This is a genomic window from Acutalibacter sp. LFL-21 (assembly GCF_025630755.1).
Classification (GTDB): domain Bacteria; phylum Bacillota; class Clostridia; order Oscillospirales; family Acutalibacteraceae; genus Acutalibacter; species Acutalibacter stercoravium.
The window spans coordinates 97249-121732 of sequence record NZ_JAOTNT010000003.1 but is presented as its reverse complement, the minus strand read 5'-3'; the positions used below and the strand labels follow the sequence as shown (position 1 = coordinate 121732).

Sequence of the window (24484 nt, the reverse complement as noted above, 5' to 3'; positions counted from 1 at the left end):
AGAAAGCATCATGCAACCAAGGGAAGGCCCTTCTTCCCTTGGTTGCTGTTTGTAAGCGAGCAAAGCGAACGAGCTTGACAGGGAACTAGGAGGACCTATGGCAAAAAAGCAAACCTATGGCAATGAGAGCATCACCAGCTTGAAGGGAGCGGACCGCGTGCGGCTGCGGCCCGCGGTGATCTTTGGCTCAGACGGCATCGACGGCTGCCAGCACTCCATCTTTGAAATCCTCTCCAACTCCATCGACGAGGCCCGCCAGGGCTATGGCAAGGAGATCACCATTACACGGTTTCTGGACCACTCTGTCCAGGTGGAGGACCACGGCCGGGGCATCCCGGTGGACTACAACCAGAAGGAGCAGCGCTTCAACTGGGAGCTGGTGTTCTGCGAGCTGTACGCCGGCGGCAAGTACAACAACGACGCCGGGGAAAGCTACGAGTACTCCCTGGGCTTAAACGGCCTGGGCCTGTGCTCCACCCAGTACGCCTCCGAGTATATGGACGTGGATATCCGCCGGGACGGCTGCCGCTACACCCTGCACTTTGAGCACGGGGAAAACGTGGGAGGCCTGCACAAGGAGCCCTACGCCAAAAAGGGCACCGGGTCCCTCATCAAGTGGAAGCCGGACCTGCAGGTGTTCACCGATATCGACGTGAGCCTGGAGTATTACCAGGACATTTTGAAGCGCCAGGCGGTGGTCAACGCGGGCATCACCTTCCACCTGAAAAACGAGGTGGCCCCGGGCAAATTTGAGACCACGGACTTTTACTATGAGAACGGGATTTTGGACCACGCCAAAGAGCTCTGCGGAGAGGACGCCCTCACCCCCGTGCAGTTCTGGCAGAGCGAGAAAAAGGTGCGCGACCGGGCGGACATGGCCCTGTACAACGTGAAGATCAACGTGGCGGCAGCCTTCTCCAACCGGGTGCACTGCACGGAGTACTACCACAACTCCTCCTGGCTGGAGCACGGAGGCGCCCCGGACAAGGCGGTGCGCAACGCCTTTGTCTACCAGATCGACGCCTATCTGAAGCAGAACAACAAGTACAACAAGAATGAGAGCAAGATCACCTTTCAGGACGTGGAGGACTGCCTGGTGATTGTCATTTCCTCCTTTTCCAACCAAACCTCTTATGAGAACCAGACGAAAAAGGCCATCACCAACAAGGGCATCCAGGAGGCTATGGTGGAGATGCTCCGCCACAACCTGGAGGTCTACTTTATCGAGAACCCCCTGGACGCGGAGAAGATCGCCGGCCAGGTGCTGGTGAACAAGCGCAGCCGGGAGGACGCGGAAAAGACCCGCCTGAATTTAAAGGGCAAGCTCACCGCCAAAATGGACATCACCGGCCGGGTGGCAAAGTTTGTGGACTGCCGCAGCAAGGATGTGGGGGAGCGGGAGCTCTTTATCGTGGAGGGCGACTCCGCCCTGGGCTCGGTCAAGCAGGCCCGGGACCCCAACTACCAGGCGGTGATGCCCATTCGGGGCAAGATTTTGAACTGCCTGAAAGCCGATTACGACAAGATTTTCAAAAGCGAGATCATCACCGACCTGATCAAGGTGCTGGGCTGCGGGGTGCAGGTGAAGAGCAAGGCCAACAAGTCCATTGGCGCCTTTGACATGAACGCCCTGCGCTGGAGCAAGATCATCCTCTGCACAGATGCGGACGTGGACGGCTTCCACATCCGCACCATGCTGCTGACCATGCTCTACCGCCTGACCCCGGACCTCATCGAGAACAACAAGGTGTTCATCGCCGAGTCTCCCCTGTATGAGATCACCAGCAAGGACAGGACCTACTTTGCCTACAACGAGCGGGAAAAGGACCAGTTCTTAGGGGAGCTGGCGGGGCAGAAGTACACCATCCAGCGCAGCAAGGGCCTGGGCGAGAACGACCCGGACATGATGAACCTGACCACCATGAACCCCAAGACCCGGCGGCTCATCCAGGTAAAGCCCGGGGACATCCAGCAGGCGGCCCAGATGTTCGACGTGCTGCTGGGGGACAACCTCACCGGCCGGAAGGACTACATCGCCCAGCACGGCAGCGAGTATTTGGATGACTTGGACGTGTCCTGAGGAAAGGAGGGGAACCGGTTATGCCAAGAAAAAAACAGCAGCCCCAGCGGGAGAAGCCCGCCAAGATGCAGGGGTTTATCGCCGGGGCGGGGGAGATCGTCCAGCAGGACATCAGCGACACCCTGCGGCAGAACTTCATGCCCTATGCCATGAGCGTCATCATGTCCCGGGCCATCCCGGAGATCGACGGCTTTAAGCCCTCCCACCGCAAGCTGCTTTACACCATGTATAAAATGGGGCTTTTGGGCTCTGCCCGGACCAAGAGCGCCAACATTGTGGGCCAGACCATGAAGCTGAACCCCCACGGGGACGCCGCCATCTATGACACGATGGTGCGCCTCTCCCGGGGGTACGAGGCCCTTTTGCACCCCTATGTGGACTCCAAGGGCAACTTCGGCAAGTTTTACTCCCGGGATATGGCCTGGGCGGCCTCCCGGTACACAGAGGCCCGCCTGGACCCCATCTGCCGGGAGCTGTTCCAGGATATCGACAAGGACACGGTGGACTTTGTGGACAACTACGACAGCACCATGAAGGAGCCCACCCTGCTGCCCGCCACCTTCCCCAGCGTGCTGGTCAACGCCAACACGGGCATCGCCGTGGGCATGGCCAGCAACATCTGCCCCTTCAACCTGCAGGAGGTGTGCCGCACCACCATCGCCCTGATCCGGGACCCCCAGGCGGACCTGTTCGCCACCATGCAGGCCCCGGACTTCCCCGGCGGCGGCCAGATCCTCTTCGACCGGGAACAGATGGGGAAGGTCTACGAGACCGGCCGGGGCAGCTTTCGGGTGCGCAGCCGCTATTCCTATGACAAGGGCCAGAACTGCATCGACGTGACCCAGATCCCGCCCACCACCACCATCGAGGTGATTGTGGAGCGGGTCATCGACCTGGTGAAGCAGGGCAAGGTGAAGGAGATTGCCGACATCCGGGACGAGACCGGTTTGGACGGCCTGAAAATCACCATCGACCTGAAGCGGGGCACCGACCCGGACAAGCTGATGCAGAAGCTGTTTAAGCTCACCACCCTGGAGGACAGCTTTGCCTGCAACTTCAACGTGCTCATTGGGGGCGTGCCCCGGGTGCTGGGGGTGCGGGAGCTTTTGGAGGAGTGGACCGCCTTCCGGGTGGAGTGCGTCCGCCGCCGCACCTATTACGATTTGCAGAAGAAGCGGGAGAAGCTCCACCTCTTGCAGGGCCTGGAGCTGATTTTGCTGGACATCGACAAGGCCATCCGCATCGTCCGGGAGACGGAGGAGGAGGCCGAGGTGGTGCCCAACCTGATGATCGGCTTCGGCATCGACGAGACCCAGGCCGAGTATGTGGCGGAGATCAAGCTGCGCCACCTGAACCGGGAGTACATCCTCAAGCGAACCCAGGAGATTGCCCAGCTGGAGGAGGACATTGCCCGGCTGGAGGGCATTTTGGCCTCTAAGGCCAAGGTCAAGTCCATCATCGTGGGAGAGCTGGAGGCCGTGGCCCAGAAGTACGGCCAGCCCCGGCGCTCCATGATTCTCTACGCCGACGAGGTGGAGGAAGCGGAAATCGTGGAAGAGGTGCCCGACTATCCCGTGCACCTGTTCTTCACCAAGGAGGGGTACTTTAAGAAGATCACCCCCCAGTCCCTGCGGATGAGCGGGGAGCAGAAGCTGAAAGAGGGGGACGAGATCACCCAGCAGCTGGAGGAGCAGAACACGGCAGAACTGCTGTTCTTCTCCGACAGGAGCCAGGTCTACAAGCTGAAGGCCGCGGACTTTGCCGACACCAAGGCCAGCGTCCTGGGCGAGTACATCCCCGCCCGGGCCCAGATGGACGAGGGGGAGAGCGCGGTGTACATGGCCGTCACCCACCAGTATGAGGGCTTCATGCTGTTCTTCTTTGAGAACGGCAAGGTGGCCAAGGTGGAGATGAGCGCCTATCAGACCAAGCAGAACCGGAAGAAGCTGCTAAACGCCTACAGCGACAAGTCGCCCCTGGCGGCGGCCCTGTATGTGAAGGAGGACTGTGAGGTGCTTCTGACCGCCTCCTCCGGCCGGATGCTGCTGTTTCACACGGGGCTCATCGCCCCCAAGACCACCAAGAACACCCAGGGCGTCCAGGCCATGAACCTGAAAAAGGGCCAGCGGCTGATGAGCGCCCGCCTCTACGAAGAGGGCATGCTGCAAAACCCCAACCGGTACAAGAAGAGCCTGCCCGCCCTGGGGGCCCTGCCGGAAGCCGGTGAGACCGCCGGGGAGCAGCTGAAGCTATCTTAAAGACAGGGAAAGGCGGACCGGCGCCCTTCTCCCAGGGTGAGGGCAGCGGTTGAACCCGCCCGGTCTTTATGGTATAATAGAACGAATCTGCGGGAGAGGAGGCAGACAGGTGCGCATTTTGGGCATTGACCCCGGCTACGCCATTGTGGGCTACGGCGTCATCCAGGCGGCGGGCGGCAGCTACCGCCCGGTGGAATACGGGGCCATCACCACTCCCGCGGGGGCGGACTTTGGCCAGCGGCTTCTGGAAATCTACCAGGGCATGGAAGAGCTGCTGAGGCGCCTTTGCCCAGAGGCCGCCGCCGTGGAGAAGCTGTACTTTTCCAACAACAAGACCACGGGCATTGGCGTGGCAGAGGCCCGGGGGGTCATTTTGCTCTCTCTGGCCCAGCACGGGGTGCCCCTGTACGAGTACACCCCCATGCAGGTGAAGCAGGCTGTGACCGGCTACGGCAAGGCTTTAAAGCCCCAGGTGCAGGAGATGACCCGGCGGCTGCTCCACCTGCCCAAGGTTCCCAAGCCAGACGACACCGCCGACGCCCTGGCTTTGGCCATTTGCCACGGCCAGGCAGCGGGCAGTCCCCTGCGGCGGGTGCTGCTGGAACGGGACCGCAAACCCGACCAAGTGATTTAGGCGCAGTGCCTGCGCTCTCAAGTCGCGAACGCCGGTGCGTGACCGCACAGGACAAGCCGCGCACGGCGCTTTAAGGCGCCGGGGTTTGCGGGGGGCGGCTGGCAAGCGGCCCGCGCCCAGTGCCTGGGCTCTCAAGTCGCGCACGCCGCTTTAGGGCGGCGGGGTTTTCTGAGGGCCGCTAATTGGAAAGCCCGCGCTCGGGTTTAGGCGAGACAAGTAAAAGTTTTGCCAGCTTTTTCAAAAGCTGCGGGTTGTAGGGCGGAGCCCTACGGTCTCGGGGTTGCAAGGGGCGTAGCCCCTGCCTTCCCCTACTTCAAAAAAAGGGGGGACGGATGTCCCCCTCTTGGGACAGCACAAAAGCCGTTGCCCCAGGGCTTGAGAGAGGGAAATGAGCGAGTCTGCAAAAAAGTCAGTGTTTATGCGGCCTGGCAGACTTGTTCAGATGAGCGAGGCTGATGGGGAAATGAGCGAGTTAAAAAACAGCCTCGTTCATGTGAGCGAGGCCGCAAACCCGCATAAAACCTGAGAAAATTGGAAACTTGCTCATTTTCTTATTTCAAGTAGGGGCCGGAGAAATGGATTTGTCACTTTCACGGAAAAAGCTAGGAAACATGCGGCTTTGCGAAGTTGCCACGTTGTCATGTTCAGAAGGGCTGATTTATTGAATTAACTTGCTAAAGTGAACTTCCAGTACCTGTGAAAGTGACAGGCTGGAAAGTTCGCAAACCCGCATAAACACTGGGTTTTCGGGTGAACATGACAAATTCTTATCTCAAGTACCCCCGCACAGCGCCGCTTGTTTGAGAAAAATAAAAAACACGCCAAGCCCCCAGTGCTTTGGGTGGAGAAAGGATACACCATGATCTACAGCGTAACAGGCAATTTGGTCCACACCGAGCCGGGAGCGGCCGTGGTGGATGTGGGGGGCGTGGCCTTCCGGTGCATGACCTCTATGAACACTCTGCGCAGCCTGCCCCGGCTCTCGGAGAAGGTGACGCTGTACACCTATCTCAACGTGCGGGAGGACGCCCTGGACCTGTTCGGCTTTGCCACCAAGGGGGAGCTCTCCTGCTTCCGGCTGCTGACGGGGATCAGCGGCGTGGGGCCCAAGGTGGGGCTGGCCATCCTCTCCCAGCTGACTCCGGAGGAGGTGGCTCTGGCCGCTGCCGCCGGGGATGCCAAGCGCTTTACCAAGGCCAACGGCGTGGGACAAAAGCTGGCCCAGCGCATTGTGCTGGAACTGAAAGACAAGGTGAAGGACCTCTCCGGCGCCGCCCCTGTGGCCGGAATGCCAGAGCCCGGCGGGCCCTCCGCCTCGGGGAACGCCTCTCAGGCGGTGGGGGCCCTGGTGGCCTTGGGGTATTCGGCCAGCGAGGCCGCCGCCGCCGTGGGCCGGTTGGACAGCGCCCTGCCCCCGGAGGAATTGATCCGCCTGGCGCTGAAGAGCTTTGGCAGCGGGAAATGACCATCAGCTAAGTGAAAGGAGGAGCCAATATGCCAGTGGAACCCTATGGCGGGGAGATGGACCTGGAGGGCGGCTGGGATTACGAAAACCGCATGGTAGAGCCCGGCTACACCCCGGAGGACCAGGCGGTGGAAAATCCTCTGCGGCCCCGCACCTTCGATCAATACATTGGCCAGGACAAGGTCAAAGAGAACCTGAAAATCTACATCGAGGCGGCCAAGAGCCGGAAGGAATCTCTGGACCATGTGCTGCTCTACGGCCCGCCGGGCCTGGGCAAGACCACCCTGGCCGGCATCGTGGCGGGCGAGCTGGGGGTCAACCTGCGCATCACCAGCGGCCCGGCCATTGAAAAGCCCGGGGACCTGGCGGCCCTGCTGACCAACCTGAGCCCCGGGGACGTGCTCTTCATCGACGAGGTGCACCGCCTGCCCCGCACGGTGGAGGAGATCCTCTACCCGGCGATGGAGGACTTTGCCCTGGATATCATCACCGGCAAAGGGCAGATGGCGGCCTCTTACCACCTGCCCCTGCCCCGGTTCACCTTGGTGGGGGCCACCACCCGGGCCGGGCAGCTCTCTGCCCCCCTGCGGGACCGGTTTGGCGTGGTGCTGCGGCTGGAGCTGTATTCCCCCCCAGAGCTGGGCAAAATAGTCATGCGCAGCGCCGGGATCTTAAACGCCCAGATCGAGGCGGACGCCGCCCTGGAGATCGCCTCCCGGTCCCGGGGCACGCCCCGCATTGCCAACCGCCTCTTAAAGCGGGTGCGGGACTTTGCCGAGGTGATGAGCGGCGGGGTCATCACCCTGAACACCGCCAAGATCGCCCTGGACCGCATGGAGATCGACGAGCTGGGGCTGGACTCCAGCGACAGGAACATGCTCAAGGCCATCATCGAGAACTACAACGGCGGGCCCGTGGGGCTGGAGACCCTGGCCGCTGTCATTGGGGAGGAATCCGTCACCATTGAGGACGTGAACGAGCCCTATCTCATGCAGATCGGCTTTCTCACCCGCACCCCCCGGGGACGGTGCGCCACGGCGGCCGCCTACCTGCATTTGGGCTATCCCGTGCCCGGCAGGCTGCGGGAGGACGGCCAGCTCACCCTGGATGAGGGCTGAGGAAGGGCTGTATCCTTATAGAAATGTGCAGAAAACAATATTGAACAGAGAAGGATGGTTCGACTATGGGAAGATTGTTTGGAACAGACGGCATTCGCGGCATTGCCAACAAGGATTTGACCTGCGAGCTGGCCACCCAGCTGGGCCGGGCGGCGGCCAAGGTGCTTACCAACAAGTCCAACCGGCACCCCCGGGTGCTCATCGGCAAGGACACCCGCCTCTCCTCCGACATGCTGGAGACCGCTATGGCCGCCGGGCTGTGCAGCATTGGCGCCAGCGTGGTGACCCTGGGCGTGGTGCCCACCCCGGCGGTGGCCTATCTGGTGGAGAAGTACAAGGCGGACGCCGGGGTGATGATCTCCGCGTCTCACAACTCCTTTGAGTACAACGGCATCAAGATCTTCTCCGGGGACGGCTACAAGCTGCCCGACGATTTGGAGGAGAAGATCGAGGACATCATCCTGGGCAAAGAGGACATCTCTCAGGAGTTCCCCGCGGAGGACGGCATTGGCACAGTCAGCCACGCGGACAACGCGGTGCGGGATTATATCGACCATGTGAAGAACACGGTGCACTTCTCTCTGGATGGGCTGAAAATCGCCATCGACGCGGCCAACGGCTCCGCCTCCGCCACAGCGGAGACCCTGTTCACCGAGCTGGGGGCCCAGGTGACCATGCTGCACCACAAGCCGGACGGCGTCAACGTGAACCGGGACTGCGGCTCCACCCACATGGAGTCTTTGATCGACTATGTAAAGACCCACCAGGTGGACGCGGGCGTGGCCTTCGATGGGGACGCCGACCGCTGCCTGATGGTGGATGAGCAGGGCAACTTTGTGGACGGCGACTTCATCATGGCCATCTGCGCCATGGATATGAAGAGCCGGGGGAAGCTGGCTGGCAACGCCGTGGTGGGCACCATTATGACTAACCTGGGCTTCCAGCGCTTCTGCGAGGAGAACGGCATGAAGTTTGAGGCCACCAAGGTGGGCGACCGCTATGTGCTGGAGGAGATGCGCCTGGACGGCTACAACTTTGGCGGCGAGCAGAGCGGCCATGTGATCTTCCGGGACTTTGCCACCACTGGCGATGGGCAGCTGACGGCCTGCCAGCTGTTGAGCCTGCTGCGCCGCCGGGAGGCGAAGCTCTCCTCTCTGGCCACGCTGATGCAGCGCTTCCCCCAGACCATGGTGAACATCCAGGTCTCTCCCGAGGGGAAGCTGGCCTTCTACACCGACCACAAGGTGAAGGAGGCCATCGACAGGGCCGCCCAGACCTTGGGCAGGGACGGCCGGATTATCGTGCGGCCCTCTGGCACCGAGCCCCTGCTGCGGGTGATGGTGGAGGGCCAGGATGAAGCCCTCATTGAAAAGCTGGCCCAGGATGTGGCCCAGGTCATCCGGGAGGAATTGGTATAACACAGGGCGGGGCCACCCGCTCTGCCGGTCATGCAGAGGAGAAAGGCGGTACAGGATGCGCGCGGCACAGTGGCAGGACTATGAGCTCATCGACACCCTGGATGGGGAGCGGTTAGAGCGGTGGGGAGACATCCTCCTCATCCGCCCGGACCCCCAGATCATCTGGTCCGGGGAAAAGAAGGACCCCCGCTGGGGCCAGGCCCACGCCCGGTACCAGCGCTCCAGCTCGGGGGGCGGCAAGTGGACCCACTATAAAAAGGTCCCAGAGGTGTGGAAGATCCAGTGGGAGGGGCTGACCTTCCGCTTAAAGACCATGGGCTTTAAGCACACGGGCATCTTCCCCGAGCAGGCGGTGAACTGGCGCTTCGCCATGGAGAAGATTCAAGAGGCCCGCCGTTCCCCGGAGGACCCGGTGCGGGTGCTGAACCTGTTTGGGTACACGGGGGCGGCCACCCTGGCCTGCATGAAGGCCGGGGCCGTGGTTACCCATGTGGACGCCAGCAAGGGCATGGTGCAGTGGGCTAAGGAGAACGCCCAGGCCAGCTCTCTGGCGGAGAGGCCGGTGCGCTGGCTGGTGGATGACTGCATGAAGTTTGTCCAGCGGGAGCAGCGCCGGGGCCGCACCTACGACGGCATCATCATGGACCCGCCCTCTTACGGCAGGGGGCCGGGGGGCGAGGTGTGGAAGCTGGAGGAGCAGCTGTACGGCCTCATCCAGATGTGCGTGCCCATTTTGAGCGAGGACCCCCTGTTCTTTATTTTGAACTCCTACACCACAGGGCTGTCCCCCTCGGTGATGGAGTATCTGCTGGGGGTGCTGCTGCAAAAGCGGTTCGGCGGCAGGGTCAGCTCGGACGAGATCGGCCTGCCGGTGACCAGCACAGGCCTGGTGCTGCCCTGCGGAAGTACGGCGATTTACGAAGCCTAAGGGGGCCCAGTGCCTGGCGCGTGGCCGCGGCGCAGTGCCTGCGCCCTCAAGTCGCGAACGGCGCTTAAAGGCGCCGGAGCTGGCTGAGAGCGGCGAACAAGCGGCCCGCGCCCAGGTTAGGTGGAGACAAGGAAAAGTTTTTAGTCAAGTTTTTTTCAAAAAACTTGTGGGGTTTGGGGTGAAACCCCAAGACCTTCGGGGTTGCAAGGGGCGCAGGTCTCGCCTGCCGGCTCGGTCGGCGCTGGACGGTGCCCACCGGGCACCAGCGCCCCTGCCTTCCCCTACTTCCAAAAAAGGGGGGACGTATGTCCCCCTCTTGGGACAGCACAAAAGCCGTTGCCCCAGGGCCTGGAATAAGAAAGTGGTAAAGTACTTCAAAAAGCTAGGAAACATGCGGGTTTTATTCTATACCAGGGTGGTAAAGTACTTAGCCCGGTGGTAGAGTACTTGTCCGCTAAATGGAAGTACTTTACCAGGGTGGTAAAGTTCAAACCCCGCATAAAACCTGGGTTTTTCCAGTACTTTACCACTTTTGGATCTCAAGTAGGGAGCGGTGGACACCCGCCCTGCTTTAAAAAACGTGAGGTGAAACCATGGCATTTATCGAAGCCCAACAGGTGCGCTTTTCCTATGAGCCGGAATCTGTGGACGCCCGGGAGGTGCTCCACGGCGTGGACCTGTCCATCGAGGAGGGGGAGTTTGTGGCCCTGCTGGGGCACAACGGCTGCGGCAAGTCCACCATGGCCAAGCTCTTCAACGGCATGCTGGTGCCCACCGCGGGCAGGGTTCTGGTGGGGGGCATCGACACCCGCGTAGAGGAGACCCAGCTGGACGTGCGCCGCCAGGTGGGCCTGGTGCTCCAAAACCCGGACAACCAGCTGGTGGCCGGCGTGGTGGAGGAGGACGTGGCCTTTGGCCCGGAAAACCTGGGCGTTCCCCCCGAGGAGATCCGCCGCCGGGTGGAGGCCGCCCTCAAGGCCGTGGACATGTACCAGTACCGGGAGCACGCCCCCCACAAGCTCTCTGGCGGGCAGAAGCAGCGGGTGGCCATCGCGGGCATCATCGCCATGGAGACCAAGTGCATCGTTTTGGACGAGCCCACCGCCATGCTGGACCCCCGGGGCCGCACCGAGGTGATGGAGACCATCCAGCGCCTAAACCGGGAGAAGGGCATCACCATTGTGCTCATCACCCACTATATGGACGAGGCGGTGCAGGCGGGCCGGGTGGTGGTGATGGACGAGGGGAACATCCTGCGGGACGGCACGCCCCGAGAGGTCTTTGCCGATGTGGAGTTTTTAAAGCGCCACGATTTGGACGTGCCCCAGGCCACAGAACTCAGCTACCGGCTGGCGGCCGCGGGCATCAAGCTGCCGGGCATGCCCCTGGGCGTAGAGGAGTGCGTGGGCATGTTCCGGCGGTATCTGGCCGGAGAGGCCCGCTGAGAACCGGCGGGAATGGAAAGGGGAAAACAAGCTTTGCCGATCATTGAGACAAAAGACCTGGCGTACCGCTACAGCGTGGGCACGCCCTTTGAGAAGGCCGCCGTGGAGCAGGTCTCCATCCAGGTGGAGAAGGGAGAGCTTCTGGGGGTGATCGGCCACACGGGCAGCGGAAAGTCTACCCTCATCCAAATGCTCAACGGCCTGCTGCGGCCCACCGGCGGCCAGGTGCTGCTGGATGGCAAGGACATCTGGGCCGAGCCGAAAAAGATCCGCAGCGTGCGGTTTCGGGTGGGCATGGTGTTCCAGTACCCCGAGTACCAGCTCTTTGAGGAGACGGTGCTCAAGGACATCATGTTCGGCCCCAAAAATATGGGCCTCTCCGACCAGGAGGCGGAGTCCCGCGCCCGGGAGGCCGCCCACTTCACCGGCCTGAAGGAGGAGCTGCTGGGGAAGTCCCCCTTCGAGCTCTCCGGCGGGGAGAAGCGCCGGGCGGCCATTGCCGGGGTTATCGCCATGGACCCGGACGTGCTCATTTTGGATGAGCCCACCGCCGGCCTGGACCCCCGGGGCCGGGACGTGCTGCTGGCCCAGATCACCCAGTACCACAAGAACCGGGGCAACACCGTGCTGCTGGTCTCTCACAGCATGGAGGACATCGGCCGCACCGCCGACCGCATTTTGGTGATGAACGGGGGCCGCGCCGCCATGCTGGATGAGACCAAGAAGGTGTTTGAGAGGGGCCCCCAGCTGGAGGCCATGGGCCTGCGGGTGCCCCAGATCACCAAGATCATGCAGGAGCTGCAAAAGCTGGGCCTGCCGGTGGACCCCTCTACCCTGACGGTGGACAGCGCCCTGCAGCAGCTGATCCCCATTTTAAAGCGGAAGGAGGAGCTGCGATGATCTCCGATATCACCCTGGGCCAGTATTTCCCGGGCAAGTCCCTGCTGCACCGCACCGACCCCCGCTTGAAGATCTGCCTGGTCATCTACGGCATTGTGCTGCTGTTTGTGGCGGGGAACTTCGGCTCTCTGGCTGTGGCGGTGGCCTACATTTTGGCGGGCATGGCCCTCTCTCGAATCTCCCTGGGGCTGTACCTGAAGGGCCTGAAGCCCATCCTGTTCCTGGTGGTGTTCACCGGCGTGCTGAACATCTTTTACGGCACCGGGGACCCCCTGTGGCAGTGGGGCTTTTTGAAGATTACCCGCAACGGCATTTTGAACTGCGTGTTCATCTCGGTGCGCATCATGGCCCTGATTCTGGCCAGCTCGGTGCTCACCTTCACCACCTCTCCCACCCAGCTCACCGACGCCATCGAGCGGCTTTTAAAGCCTCTCTCGAAATTGCGGGTGCCGGTGCATGAGTTTGCCATGATGATGACCATTGCCCTGCGGTTTGTGCCCACCCTGCTGGAGGAGACAGACAAGATTATGGCCGCCCAAAAGGCCCGGGGCGCCGACATGGAGAGCGGCGGCCTGGTGCAGCGCATCCGGGCCCTGGTGCCGGTGCTTATCCCCCTGTTCATCTCCGCCTTCCGCCGGGCCTATGACCTGGCCACCGCCATGGAAAGCCGCTGCTACCACGGGGGAGAGGGCCGCACCAAGATGAAGAGCCTGCACTTCGGCGCTTCCGACTGGGGGGTGCTGCTGGGCTCTGTGGCCGTGCTGGGGGCCTTCATCGCCCTGAACCTGCTGCTGCCCCCGGCGGTGCGGCTGTAAAAGGAGGACCCTATGCAGCGGAATTTTCTCATCAAGCTCTGCTATGACGGCAGCCGCTACCACGGCTGGCAGATTCAAGAGAACGCCCTGACCGTGCAGCAGGTATTCCAAGAGGCCCTGGGGAAGATCACCGGCCTTTCAGAGGACATCAAGGCCTGCTCCCGCACGGACACCGGCGTACACGCCCGGGAGTTCTGCGTCAGTCTGAAGACAGAGAGCCCCATCCCGCCGGAGCGCCTGCTGGCGGCGTTGAACCACTACCTGCCGGAGGACGTGGCGGTCCGCTCGGTGGAGCAGGTGCCTTTGGACTTTCACGCCCGCTACTCCTGCAAGGGCAAGGAGTATGTCTATCAGATTTGGAACCACCCGGTGCGGGACCCCTTCCTGCGGCAGAGGGCCCTGCACTACTGGTATCCCATCGACGAGGCGCTGCTGGACCGGGCCGCCCGTCACTATGTGGGCCGCCACGATTTTTCCTCTTTCTGCACGCTGGACCGGCGGGAAAAGGGGGATCTGACCCGTACCGTGACAAAATCCCAGGTCACCCGGGAGGGGGACATGGTGCTGTTCACCGTGGCGGCGGACGGGTTCCTCTACAACATGGTGCGCATCATGGTGGGCACCTTGCTGCGGGTGCAGCAGGGAAAACTTGCCCCAGAGGACATCCCCGGCGTGCTGGCCGCCCAAGACAGGCGGGCGGCCGGGCCCACCGCCCCCGCCTGGGGGCTGTACCTCAACCGGGTGTTTTACTGAACAAGGGCCCGCTTGCCGGGGCTCGGGAAAGGAAGGGAAGCTATGGCCAAGCACAGCGAAAAACGGAACCGCCGGAAGATCATCCAGCTGAAGGACCACCAGCCGGAGAGCCTTCGGGAAGAGGAGACCCCAGAAGAGGCCCCCAAGGCCGCCGTGGAATATGACGGGGAGCCGGAGGAAGAGGCTGGGCAGAAAAAGGCCTGGCAGGCTCCCAAGGCTTTTTACCGGGCGGCCGTGGTGCTGGTGGTGCTGGTGCTGGGGCTGGCCCTTTGGGTCAACCGGGAGAGCCTGACCCCCCAGAACATTTGGAGCTGGGTGCAAACCCAGGTGATGGGGGCCCAGGGGGGAGACGGTTACCCGGTGTCCATCACCGGCTCGAATGTGTCCCAGGGGAACTTCACTTCCTATGGGGGCAACGCGGTGGTGCTCAGCGACACGGCCTTCACGGTTCTGGGGCCCGCAGGGCAGGAGCTCTTCTCCCAGCGCCACAGCCTGAACCAGCCTGTGCTGAAGGAGGCTGCCGGGAACTACCTGCTGTATAACCAGGGCAGCACGGGCTACCTGATAGCCTCTGGGACAGAGGTGCGGCTGGAAGACTCTGCCGGGCAGGATATCCTGGCGGGGGCCGTGGCCGCCAACGGGCGCTTTGCCCTGGCCACCCAGGGAAAGGAGGGCGCCTCTGACCTGACGGTCTACCTGGAAACCGGCGAAGTGCAGTTTACTTACAGCTTTGCCCAGGATTACATCACCTCCCTGGCGCTCAGCGCGGACGGCACAAGCGGGATTGTATGCACGGTCCGCAGCCAGGGGGGCGAGCTGGTCTCGAAAGTGACGGTGTTCCAATTTGACCAAGCCGATCCGGTGACCCAGTATGAGAGCCGGGACAACCTGCTGCTGGGGGCCTCTTGGGGGGAAAACGGCATGCTGTACGCTGTGGGGGACAGCTCTTTGCTGTGGGCCCGGGCCTCGGACCTGGCCTTCTCGGAGTACAGCTACCAGGGCCGCTCTCCCACGGCGTTCCGGCTGGAGGGAGGGCAGGCCTACGTCTCCATCTCGGCCTACGAGCACGCGGGGGCCAGCACCCTGCTGGTCTTTCGGGACGCGGGCGACCCGGTGGAGATTCAGGCGGAAGCCCGCATTCAGGCCCTGTCCGTTTCCGGCGGCACGGTGGGGGCGCTGATCGGCCAAGAGCTGGTGCTCTACGACGCCTCCACCGGCAGCGAGCTGGCCCGGGCGGACGCGGGGAGCGATGCCCAGAGCATCGCCCTTTCCAGCGAGAGCACCGCCTATGTGCTGGGCGTCAGCGAGGTGCGGCGGATTCAGGTTCGCTGAGAGCCCCCCAAAAACAGAACAAAAGGCAGGCACTGGGATGCCTGCCTTTCTTTTATGTATCGGGTGCCTTTACCGGGGCAGAAAGTACTGGTTCTCCCGGGGTTCCTTCAGGCGCTGGGAGAAGGCCTGGGCAAAGCTCTCGTACTCTGGGGTAAAGCAGCCCTTGGCCTTGACCGGGCAGCGTTTGACGCACCGGAAGCAGGAGATGCACCGGCTGCTGTCAATGGAAACGCAGTCCTCCCCAATGGCCCCCATGGGGCACTGGTCCCGGCACAGGCCGCAGCGGGTGCAGTTTTCCAGGGTGGAGGGCACAAAGCTGCCGCCCTTGCCCCCCTCCCGGTAGGGGCGGTTCCCCGGGGGAGAGAAGCCCTCCCAGCCGGCGTTCCAGTCGTCCCAGGCCTCCAGGGCGAAGGCCCGGTCCTGCTCCAGGTCCTCCGCTGTGGGACGGCCCACCTGGATGGAGCCGTAGGTGTGCTCCCCCACCAGGGCGGCCCCGGCAAGGGGGACAAACCCCCGCTCCCGGCAGAAGTCCGTCAGCTCCAGGAGGGCGTCGTCAAAGTCCCGGTTGCCGTAGGTGACAGTGACGATGCAGGGGGTCCCCTGCCCCTGCAGGGGGGAGAGGCGCTCTAAAGCCCCTGCAAAGACCCGGCCCCCGTAGACCGGCGCGCCAAAGACCACCAGGTCCTCCCGGGAGAAAACCTGCGCGGCAGCCGGGGAGAGGGTCACATCCAGAAGGCGGGCCTCCCCCAGGGCAGAGGCCATGGCCCAGGCGCCTTTGCGGGAGGTGCCGGTGGGGGAAAAGACAGCGGCGTATACAGCCACGAGAAAACACGACCTTTCTGTTAAATCTGTGAAAAACGCAGAGGTCCTTCCCCCTGATTATAGAGCCGACAGGGCCAATTTGCAAGAAAAAGTGGCGCAATTAAGATTTCCGTAAGGGGGATGGGGGTTGTGAAAAGGCCGGGTTTGTGCTATATTTTATGAAGCGGCATTTTTTGAGAAAAGGGAGGGCCTTTCCTGTGGGCTATGTGCTGGACATTTTAATTGTAGCTGTGTGCGTGGTGTTCATCGTTGTGGGAGCCTACCGGGGATTGATCCGTTCCGCCGCCCATTTTTTGGGGGCTGTTCTCGCCGCCTGCCTGGCTTCTGCCCTGGGGGGGCCCCTGGCACAGTGGGTTTTTGACACCCTGTTCCGCCCGGCGCTGGTGGAGCGCATTGGAGAGTCCCTGACTTCTTTTGGCAGCGGGGACACCTTGGCCGCGGTGCAGCAGGTGCTTTCCTCCCTGCCAGACTTTATCCTCCGCGCGCTGGAGCAGGCGGGAGTTACCGATGTGACCATCGCCTCTTCTTTGGCAAACCAAAGCAGCCAGGCGGCCAGCGCAATCGCCGACGCCCTCTCGCCGGTCTTTGTGGGCTTTTTGAAGGTGCTGGCGGTCATCGTGCTGTTCTTCCTGCTTATGATGGTGGTGCGGGCTTTGGCCGGCGTGCTTTCCACTGCCTTCCACCTGCCCATCCTGCGCCAGGTGAATGCGCTGCTGGGCGGTGTGCTGGGGCTGCTGCTTGCTGTGGTCAGCCTGTGGATTCTGCTGGCTGCGGTGGAGGTGTTCACCCCCATGCTGGCCTCTGACATGCAGGCCCAAATGGAGGACGCCCTGCGCCAGTCGACCTTGGCGGGGCCCCTGGTCAACTGGAACCCCCTGGACATCATGTTCCAGTAAAGCGCTTTTGAAATTGCCCTGCCCGTTGGGAGCGGGTTGAAGAATTTGTGAGAGTTTCCCCTTATGCTGATAAGGACTGTGAAATTCGTGAAAAAGAGAGGAAGGCCGTTCATGCCCAAAGAGAGAAAGCCGATCAACCAGAATTTGACGGTGCCCAACGCCCTGTCTGTACTCCGTATTTTGATTATCCCTTTTTTCGCCTGGTACTTTATGCAGGACCAGCTGGTGGTGGCGGTGGCGCTTCTTGTGCTCTCCGGCCTTTCAGACTGTGTGGACGGCTTTATTGCCCGCAAGCTGAACCAGGTCACTGAGCTGGGCAAGATGCTGGACCCCCTGGCCGACAAGCTGACCCAGGGCGTGGTGGCCCTGTGCCTGGCGGTCAAGTTCCCGGTGATTGGACCGGTGCTTCTGGTGTTCATCGCCAAAGAGCTGGTGATGCTCTGCGGCGCCGTGGTGCTGCTGAAAAAGCAGAAGCGCCCCTGTGCCGCCCAGTGGTATGGCAAGGTGGCCACGGTGATGTTCTACGTCTCTGTTGCCGTCATTGTGGTGATGGATGGCTTCCTGCATGTGAAGGGGCTTGCCTTTACCATTGCCTCCAATGTGCTGCTGATCCTTACGGCGGCCATGATGATCTATTCCGCGGTGAAGTATTTCCAAATCTTCCGGGAAATCTTCCATTCGGACGACGCCCAGTATGAGCTCTCTCTCCACGATGAGATCCGGGCCAAGACCGTGCGGGAAAAGCGGAAACGTCCTTAATGCGAGCTCCCCAAGGGGGAGTTTCCGCTTTTTTCACGGTTCTTTCATACTGCGCTCATAATTGTTCGCTTTAATTGGAACGCTGTTTCTTATCTGTTTAGAAAGGACGAAAACCATGCTGATGTGTACACGCTGCAAAAAGAGGCCGGCCGTTGTGTTTGTTTCCAACGGCGTGGACGGCCAGCCCACCCAGGGGCTCTGCCTGGTGTGCGCCAGAGAGCTGGGCATCAAGCCGGTCAATGATATTATGGAGAAAATGGGCATCACCGACGAGGAGCTGGAAGCGGCTACCGCCCAGATGACCGAGCTGATGAACCTGAACAACGACAATGACGAGGAAGAGGACCTGTTCGCCCCCGGCGGCGCCGCCACCCTGCCGGTGGACCAGATGCTGGGGGGCCGCCCGGGAGAAAACGGCGGCTACGGCGGGGCAGGCGTCCAGCAGAAGAAAGAAAGCTTCCACAAAAAGAAGCGCAAGCACATCCAGAACTTCTGCACCGATTTGACCGCCAAAGCCCGAAACGGCGAGCTGGACAACATCATCGGCCGGGAGAAGGAGATCCAGCGGGTGGTGCAGATCCTTTCCCGCCGGACCAAGAACAACCCCTGCCTCATCGGCGAGCCCGGCGTGGGCAAAACCGCCGTGGCCGAGGGCCTTGCCCTGCGCATCGCCCGGGGGGAGGTCCCTGCCAAGCTGCGCAACAAGGAGGTTCAGCTGCTGGACTTGACCGCCCTGGTGGCGGGCACCCAGTTCCGGGGCCAGTTTGAGAGCCGCATCAAGGGCTTGGTGGACGAGGTGAAGGCCGATGGAAATGTCATCCTCTTCATCGACGAGGTCCACAACCTGGTGGGCACCGGCGACGCCGAGGGCAGCATGAACGCCGCAAACATCTTAAAGCCCGCCCTCTCCCGGGGGGAGATCCAGGTCATCGGCGCCACCACCTTCAACGAGTACCGGAAGTACATTGAGAAGGACGCGGCCCTGGAGCGCCGCTTCCAGCCGGTCACGGTGGCAGAGCCCTCCATCCAGGACGCCGTCCAGATCCTTCTGGGCATCAAGGGCTATTACGAGAGCTACCACCGGGTGAAGGTGTCTGAACAGATCTGCCGCCGCATGGTGGTGCTGGCAGAGCGGTACATCAATGACCGCTACCTGCCGGACAAGGCCATAGACCTGTTGGACGAGGCTTGCGCCTGCGCCGCCCTGCGCAACAAGAAGCTGGAGGAATACGACGAGACGGAGCTGGCCCTGTCCAAGGAAAAAAACCGGGAGCAGGATCTCTCCAGCCCCACGGATGGCAGCCAAATCGACTATGAGGAGCTGGCCAAAACCCATTACCGCATTGCCACCCTGGAGGAAAGCCTGGATAAGCTGAAGGGCGAGGGGGTCTTTGCCAATGTGGAAGAGTGGGACGTGGCCAAGGTGATCGAGCTGTGGACGGGCATCCCCGCTTCCCGGGTGCAGGAGAACGAGCTGAAGAAGCTGGCCAACCTGGAGGACGTGCTGAAAAAGCACATCATCGGCCAGGACGAGGCGGTTTCCGCCATCTCGGCGGCCATCCGCCGCAGCCGGGTGCAGATCAGCCCCCGGCGGCACCCGGCCTCGTTCATCTTTGTGGGCCCCACCGGCACCGGCAAGACAGAGCTGGTGCGGGTGCTCTCCCAAGAGCTGTTCGACACCCCAGAGACCCTGATCCGCCTGGATATGAGCGAGTTTATGGAGAAGCACTCCGTCTCTAAGATCATCGGCTCCCCGCCCGGCTATGTGGGCTACGACGAGGCCGGCCAGCTGACGGAGAAGGTCCGCCGCCGGCCCTACTCGGTGCTGCTGTTCGATGAGATTGAGAAGGCCCACCCGGATGTGCTGAACATCCTGCTGCAAATCCTGGACGAGGGCCGCATTACCGACGCCCACGGCCGCACGGTGAATTTTGAGAACACCGTTATCGTGATGACCTCTAACGCGGGCAGCGACCGCCGGGAAAATTCCCTGGGCTTTAATAAGACCGCCGCGGACATGAACCGGGAAAAGGTGATGAAGGCCCTGGGTGAGTTCCTCCGGCCAGAGTTCCTCAGCCGCATTGACGAGGTGATTGTGTTCCGTCCCCTGGATGTGGAGGACTACAGGAAGATCGCCGCCCTGATGCTGGATGAATACGTGGGGACTCTCCAGGAAAAGGGCATAGCCCTCACCTACACGCCAGAGGCCTGTGCCTATTTGGCAGAGAAGTCCATCCACGGGCAGAGCGGTGCCCGGGACCTGCGCAACAACATCCGCCGCATGGTGGAGGATAAACTGGCCATGGCCCTGGTAGAGCGGGGCGAAGGCGCCATTGCGGGTGTGGACCTCTCCGTGGAAGAAGGGGAGCTGCGGCTCTCTTATATGTGAGAAAAGTGAGCGGGGATGCCGTTTGGCATCCCTGTTTTTCTTTCTTGAGGGAGGAACAGCATGTTTTCCGCTGCAAAGGGATTTCTCAGAAAAAATCCCTTGACGTGGGGCGGCGTCTGTGCTATAATAATCACCGTCGCAAAATGCGCGGGTGTAGTTCAATGGTAGAACCCCAGCCTTCCAAGCTGGTCGTGTGGGTTCGATTCCCATCACCCGCTCCACGGATGGGGGAAATCGAACCCGAGAGGGTCTGGCCGTTGAGAAAATGTCCCGGTGGGACATTTTTAGGACAGAGTGGCGAACGGGTCCTGCACACAAAGTGTGCGGGAGGTGAGCCATCAAGCGTTCTGTAGGAACGCTTGGCGATTCCCATCACCCGCTCCAGCAGCGTGACGCTGCACCCGATCCGCGCGCATGAGCGCTTTGGTGTTCGCTGGATAGCGGCCCGCGTTTTTTGCGCCAGGTCACAGCGGCAAGGAATGTCGCTTTTAACTCCCGTTTGCACGGGGATTAATACGTTTTGCGGGCCAAAAGACGCCCCCCTTACAGATGCGCCAATAGCTCAGCTGGATAGAGCAACTGCCTTCTAAGCAGTAGGCCAGGGGTTCGAGTCCCTTTTGGCGCGCCAATATGGTGGATGTAGCTTAGTTGGTTAAAGCGCCAGATTGTGGCTCTGGAGACCGTGGGTTCGAGTCCCATCTTCCACCCCACTGAACGGAACACGGAGTTTAATTTTCGGATTAGGCTCCGTGTTCTCCATACTGGGCTGTCGCCAAGCGGTAAGGCAACGGACTTTGACTCCGTCATCCCGTGGGTTCGAATCCCGCCAGCCCAGCCAGCGGCAGCCGCCGCTGCGGAAGCGCGCACCCCACGCATGGTGGGGTGCGTTTAATTTTTATCTGTAAGTTCCTTGCCCAGGGAAATTTGGATGGGGGAAGGCCCTTCGCTGCCCGATATAAAATGAAGAGGGCCGCAAAAAAGAATGCCTGAGAGCCGGAAGCCTACGGCCTGAGGGCGCAGGGAGGAATATAAAAAAGATGACAAAGATTTTATTTGTTTGCCACGGCAATATCTGCCGCAGCCCGATGGCGGAGTTTGTGATGAAAGACCTGGTAAGGCAGGCGGGGCTTGAAGGGCAGTTTCAGATTGCCTCCGCGGCCACGAGCACAGAAGAGCTGGGAAATCCCGTGTACCCGCCTGCCCGCCGGAAGCTGTGGGAGCACGGCATCCGCTGCGAGGGAAAGCGGGCCCGGCAGATGACAGCGGGGGATTACAAGGAGTACGATCTGTTGATCGGTATGGATGAGGCCAACCTCCGCAACATGCGCCGCATCTGTGGGGGAGACCCCCAAGGCAAGCTCCATCTGCTGCTGGACTACACCCATTGCCCGGGCCAGGTGGCAGACCCCTGGTACACCGGGGATTTTGAGGCCACTTGGAGAGATGTCCTGGCAGGCTGCCAAGGCCTGCTGGCGGCGGTGCGCGGCTGAAAAAGCTGCGCCGCCAGCCTATGCGCCGGTGTGGGCCGGCACGAAAAACGCCCTGAGGGATTCCCTCGGGGCGTTTTTGATTATGGGATTGACTTGGATGGTTGCGCGGAGAGAACAGCGGGGCTAAAGCTCCAGCCACACCGTCAGTCTGCCATTGTGAAGCTCCGCGCCCATTTCCCCGCCCATGCGCTGGGTCAGCTCCTTGGCGATGGAAAGCCCCAGCCCCGTGGAGTTCCGGGCCGCCTCCACGGTGTAGAACCGGTCGAACAGCCGCCCCGCCGCCACCGGGTCCAGCCCTGGCGCGGCGTTGGAAAAGGTCAGCCGCCCGCTTTCCTCCAAAGTGACCTCCAAATCCCCGGCGCTGTATTTCAGGGCGTTGGTGAGGATGTTCCCCAGCACCCGGTTCACAGCCGCCGGGTCCAGCTGGCGGATCACCGGTGTTTCCGGCAGGCGCACCTGGGGTTCAATCCCCCGGCCCTCCAAGGCGCCGTAAAAGGAGAGCAGCGCCTCCTCCACCGCCCGGCGCAGGTCCACCGGCTCCCCGGCCAAATTCTCCTCCGACACCACCACCGAGTACCGGAACAGCTCCTCAGTCAGCCGCTTCATGGACTCCGTCCGGCTCTCAATCTGCTCCAGATACCGCCGGGTGTCCGGGGGCAGGTCCTGGCCTTGCAGCAGCTGCAAGTACCCGGAGATGGCCGTCAGCGGCGTGCGCAGGTCGTGGGAGATGTTCACCACCGCCTCCTTCAGCTCCTTGTCTCCCTGCTGGTATCGCAGCCGCTCCTGCCGCAGGGCCCGCAGCTCCTGGTTCAAAGCGCTGGCCAGCCGCCGCAGCTCCCTGTCCCGGCAGGGCAGGGAAAGCAGCGTGTTGGTTTCTTGCCCCCGGCGCTCCACCAGGTCCCGCCCCAGGGCTTTCATCCCGTGGCGCAGCAGGGCAACCTTTAAGCCCAGCCCCAGCGCCAACAGGGCCAAACCAGCCGCCAACACCCAAACCATAGCCATCCTCCTATCTGCGCCGGCGCCCCAGCAGCCGGACTCCCACAGCCAGCGCCAGCAGCAGCCCCATCACCGCCCCGCCGCAAAGCCATTCCATGGCCCTATTTTACATCCTTCCGCTGGAAGATGGCAAGACCGGCAGCGGTGGTCAGGGCAGTGAACAGGGCGGCGTACACCGGCAGATGCCAGGGCGTCTCCGCACCCATATTGGCGATTTGGAAGCACTGCCCGCCCGGGGTCAGCTCGTACAGGAACTGATACACCTGCCGCTTGAACCCAGAGATATAGCTGGGATTGGGAGCGGGGTCGGCCATTTGAAAGGTTCCATCCGGCCCCCAAATCAGGCCTCCCTGGAGCAACTCCGGCTGGGACAGTCCGATGGTCAAAAACTGGCCCAAAAAGTAAAGTCCAAAAGCAAGCACAATGCACAGGGCCGCGGCCACCGCCCGGTTTGCTACAATCATTGCCACCATCGTGAACAGGGATACGCAGGCCCAGGTGGTTATCAGGGAGAACAGCCCGTACATGACCAAAGTGGAAGGCTCTGTTTCGCCAAAGCCCTTCAGCATCGGCATGCCCACACAAAGGCCGGTCAAAATTCCTACCACCGTCGTCGCTGCGCCGTACAGCCCGTTAACTGTCAAATTTCCCAGATAAATCTGGGTTCTGTTTCGCCCCACAATCAGCTTGTTGCGCAAAACGCCGTCGCTGTACTCGTGACTCAAAAACAGGGGGCAAAATATGCCGCAAGAGATTAAATTGAAAAGCACATATTGAAAAAAGAGGGAGTTGAGAGGATAGAAAGAAGCCTGTTCCTCATATTCCACGGTAACGTATCCCTCCTCTTGGGTGACCGCCTCCGTGGGAGAGACGTCCAGCGACACCGTTTGGGGAATGGCCTGTACATAACAAAATGTCAGCGTCACTACAAGCAGCCCCAGAAGAATGTAAAACAGTTTGGAGTATTTCAGCCGGTATATCCCGGCGGAAAGCAGGTTACTCATGCTGCTCACCTCCCACCAGATTGATATAGTAGCTCTCCAGGCTCTCGTCCCGCTCTTTCACCGAAAGCAGGCTGCAGCCCTCTTGCCGCAGGGCGTCCACCAGGGCGGTGATGTTCAGCTCCCCGTAGATATCCGCCGCGGCGCCGTCCACCACGCTGTATTCCAGCTGCCAGCCGTCCAGCACCCTGCACAAGGCGGGGACGCTGGTCACCTCTACCCGGGCGCACTTGCGGCAGGCGGCCTCCAGTTCCTGGGCGCTGACCTCCTTCACCATCCGCCCGCCGTCGATAAACCCGTAGTGGGTGGCCAGCTTGGAAAGCTCATCCAGAATGTGGGAGGAGATCAGCACGGTGATTTGCCGCTCCCGGTTCAGCTTTAAAATCAGCTCCCGCATCTCCACAATGCCCTGGGGGTCCAGGCCGTTGATGGGCTCGTCCAGCACCAGAAAGTCCGGGTCCCCGCACAGGGCGATGGCAATGCCCAGCCGCTGCTTCATCCCCAAAGAGAAGTGCCCGGCCTTTTTCCTGCCCGTGTCCCCCAGGCCCGCCAGCTCCAAAAGCTCCGGGATGCCCTTGTCATCCGGCAGCCCCAGCACCCGGTGTTGCAGCTTCAGGTTTTGCTCCGCCGTCATGTCCGGGTACAGGGAGGGAGTCTCCACCACCGCGCCCATGCGCCGCCGGGCGCGGTTCAGTTTGGCCTCGCCCAGCCCTGCCCCATACAGGGAGTAGCTCCCGGCGGAGGGAGCCTGCAAGCCGCACACCACCCGGATGAGGGTGGTTTTCCCTGCGCCGTTTTTTCCCACCAGGCCGTAGATGGCGCCCCTGGGCACCTCCATGTCCAGCCCGTCCAGGGCCTTAAAGCGCCGGTAGTGCTTGCACAGGCCCTGGGTTCGCAATACAGCTTCCATTTTCAGATACCTCCTTTTCGGTATGGGAGTATCCTACCGGAGAAACGTCAAGAAAGCGGTCAAGAAAAGGGTAAA

20 protein-coding genes and 4 tRNA genes are annotated in these 24484 nt (G+C 61.7%); 20 read left to right on the top strand and 4 right to left on the bottom strand.

Annotated features, from left to right (window positions below; all coding sequences use genetic code 11):
- Positions 1-97 precede the first annotated feature (97 nt).
- The 12 genes from ODJ80_RS04530 (at position 98) to ODJ80_RS04475 (ending at position 15146) form a co-directional block, all read left to right on the top strand.
- Positions 98-2080, top strand: coding sequence for a DNA gyrase/topoisomerase IV subunit B (locus ODJ80_RS04530; protein WP_178862741.1), 1983 nt, complete (start codon positions 98-100; stop codon positions 2078-2080).
- Between the two features lie 20 nt (positions 2081-2100).
- Positions 2101-4338, top strand: a complete 2238-nt coding sequence (locus ODJ80_RS04525; RefSeq protein ID WP_263041100.1) for a DNA gyrase/topoisomerase IV subunit A — start codon at positions 2101-2103, stop codon at positions 4336-4338.
- Positions 4339-4447: 109 nt separating this feature from the next.
- Positions 4448-4972 carry a crossover junction endodeoxyribonuclease RuvC gene (gene ruvC / locus ODJ80_RS04520; RefSeq protein ID WP_263041099.1) on the top strand — a complete coding sequence of 175 codons (525 nt, stop codon included), beginning with the start codon at positions 4448-4450 and terminating at the stop codon, positions 4970-4972.
- Positions 4973-5831: 859 nt separating this feature from the next.
- Positions 5832-6437 (top strand): Holliday junction branch migration protein RuvA, encoded by a 606-nt coding sequence (ruvA, locus tag ODJ80_RS04515; RefSeq protein ID WP_263041098.1) that lies wholly within the window; start codon positions 5832-5834, stop codon positions 6435-6437.
- Between the two features lie 56 nt (positions 6438-6493).
- Positions 6494-7555, top strand: coding sequence for a Holliday junction branch migration DNA helicase RuvB (gene ruvB / locus ODJ80_RS04510; protein WP_263041263.1), 1062 nt, complete (start codon positions 6494-6496; stop codon positions 7553-7555).
- A gap of 65 nt (positions 7556-7620) precedes the next feature.
- Positions 7621-8973 (top strand): phosphoglucosamine mutase, encoded by a 1353-nt coding sequence (gene glmM / locus ODJ80_RS04505; RefSeq protein ID WP_263041097.1) that lies wholly within the window; start codon positions 7621-7623, stop codon positions 8971-8973.
- Between the two features lie 55 nt (positions 8974-9028).
- The gene (locus tag ODJ80_RS04500) at positions 9029-9901 is read left to right on the top strand and encodes a class I SAM-dependent methyltransferase (protein ID WP_178862752.1); all 873 of its coding nucleotides are present in this window, start codon (positions 9029-9031) and stop codon (positions 9899-9901) included.
- 593 nt (positions 9902-10494) lie between these two features.
- Complete coding sequence (locus ODJ80_RS04495; protein ID WP_178862754.1) at positions 10495-11346, top strand: energy-coupling factor transporter ATPase; 852 nt, start codon at positions 10495-10497, stop codon at positions 11344-11346.
- A gap of 33 nt (positions 11347-11379) precedes the next feature.
- Positions 11380-12246: an energy-coupling factor transporter ATPase gene (locus ODJ80_RS04490; protein WP_263041096.1), complete on the top strand. Its 867-nt coding sequence runs from the start codon at positions 11380-11382 to the stop codon at positions 12244-12246.
- Complete coding sequence (locus tag ODJ80_RS04485) at positions 12243-13061, top strand: energy-coupling factor transporter transmembrane component T family protein (RefSeq protein WP_178862758.1); 819 nt, start codon at positions 12243-12245, stop codon at positions 13059-13061. Before ODJ80_RS04490 ends, ODJ80_RS04485 begins: the two co-directional genes overlap by 4 nt.
- 12 nt (positions 13062-13073) lie before the next feature.
- On the top strand, positions 13074-13814 hold the full coding sequence (gene truA / locus ODJ80_RS04480; protein ID WP_263041095.1) for a tRNA pseudouridine(38-40) synthase TruA: 741 nt from the start codon (positions 13074-13076) through the stop codon (positions 13812-13814).
- Positions 13815-13856: 42 nt separating this feature from the next.
- A complete protein-coding gene (locus tag ODJ80_RS04475) occupies positions 13857-15146 on the top strand; it encodes a DUF5711 family protein (RefSeq protein WP_263041094.1) in 1290 nt (429 codons plus the stop codon).
- Between the two features lie 69 nt (positions 15147-15215).
- Here the strand turns inward: ODJ80_RS04475 and ODJ80_RS04470 are convergent, their stop codons facing one another.
- Positions 15216-15968, bottom strand: coding sequence for a 4Fe-4S binding protein (locus ODJ80_RS04470; RefSeq protein ID WP_263041093.1), 753 nt, complete (start codon positions 15966-15968; stop codon positions 15216-15218).
- A 197-nt stretch (positions 15969-16165) separates the two neighbouring features.
- Here ODJ80_RS04470 and ODJ80_RS04465 point away from each other — a divergent pair, with 197 nt between their 5' ends.
- The 8 genes from ODJ80_RS04465 (at position 16166) to ODJ80_RS04430 (ending at position 21502) form a co-directional block, all read left to right on the top strand.
- Entirely contained in the window at positions 16166-16864 is a 699-nt protein-coding gene (locus ODJ80_RS04465) for a CvpA family protein (protein ID WP_263041092.1), read from the top strand.
- A gap of 111 nt (positions 16865-16975) precedes the next feature.
- Positions 16976-17623: a CDP-alcohol phosphatidyltransferase family protein gene (locus ODJ80_RS04460; RefSeq protein ID WP_263041091.1), complete on the top strand. Its 648-nt coding sequence runs from the start codon at positions 16976-16978 to the stop codon at positions 17621-17623.
- Positions 17624-17738: 115 nt separating this feature from the next.
- Positions 17739-20012 (top strand): ATP-dependent Clp protease ATP-binding subunit, encoded by a 2274-nt coding sequence (locus ODJ80_RS04455; RefSeq protein ID WP_263041090.1) that lies wholly within the window; start codon positions 17739-17741, stop codon positions 20010-20012.
- Positions 20013-20159: 147 nt separating this feature from the next.
- Positions 20160-20233, top strand: a tRNA-Gly gene (locus tag ODJ80_RS04450).
- 330 nt (positions 20234-20563) lie between these two features.
- A tRNA-Arg gene (locus tag ODJ80_RS04445) sits at positions 20564-20640 on the top strand.
- Positions 20641-20645: 5 nt separating this feature from the next.
- A tRNA-His gene (locus ODJ80_RS04440) sits at positions 20646-20722 on the top strand.
- 52 nt (positions 20723-20774) lie between these two features.
- A tRNA-Gln gene (locus ODJ80_RS04435) sits at positions 20775-20850 on the top strand.
- Positions 20851-21049: 199 nt separating this feature from the next.
- The gene (locus ODJ80_RS04430; RefSeq protein WP_263041089.1) at positions 21050-21502 is read left to right on the top strand and encodes a low molecular weight protein-tyrosine-phosphatase; all 453 of its coding nucleotides are present in this window, start codon (positions 21050-21052) and stop codon (positions 21500-21502) included.
- Positions 21503-21625: 123 nt separating this feature from the next.
- On the opposite strand, the gene ODJ80_RS04425 is transcribed toward ODJ80_RS04430, so the two are convergent.
- The 3 genes from ODJ80_RS04425 to ODJ80_RS04415 form a co-directional block, all read right to left on the bottom strand.
- A complete protein-coding gene (locus tag ODJ80_RS04425) occupies positions 21626-22498 on the bottom strand; it encodes a sensor histidine kinase (protein WP_263041088.1) in 873 nt (290 codons plus the stop codon).
- 101 nt (positions 22499-22599) lie between these two features.
- Positions 22600-23502 (bottom strand): ABC transporter permease, encoded by a 903-nt coding sequence (locus tag ODJ80_RS04420; RefSeq protein ID WP_263041087.1) that lies wholly within the window; start codon positions 23500-23502, stop codon positions 22600-22602.
- Complete coding sequence (locus ODJ80_RS04415) at positions 23495-24409, bottom strand: ABC transporter ATP-binding protein (protein WP_263041086.1); 915 nt, start codon at positions 24407-24409, stop codon at positions 23495-23497. Before ODJ80_RS04415 ends, ODJ80_RS04420 begins: the two co-directional genes overlap by 8 nt.
- Positions 24410-24484: the final 75 nt, after the last annotated feature.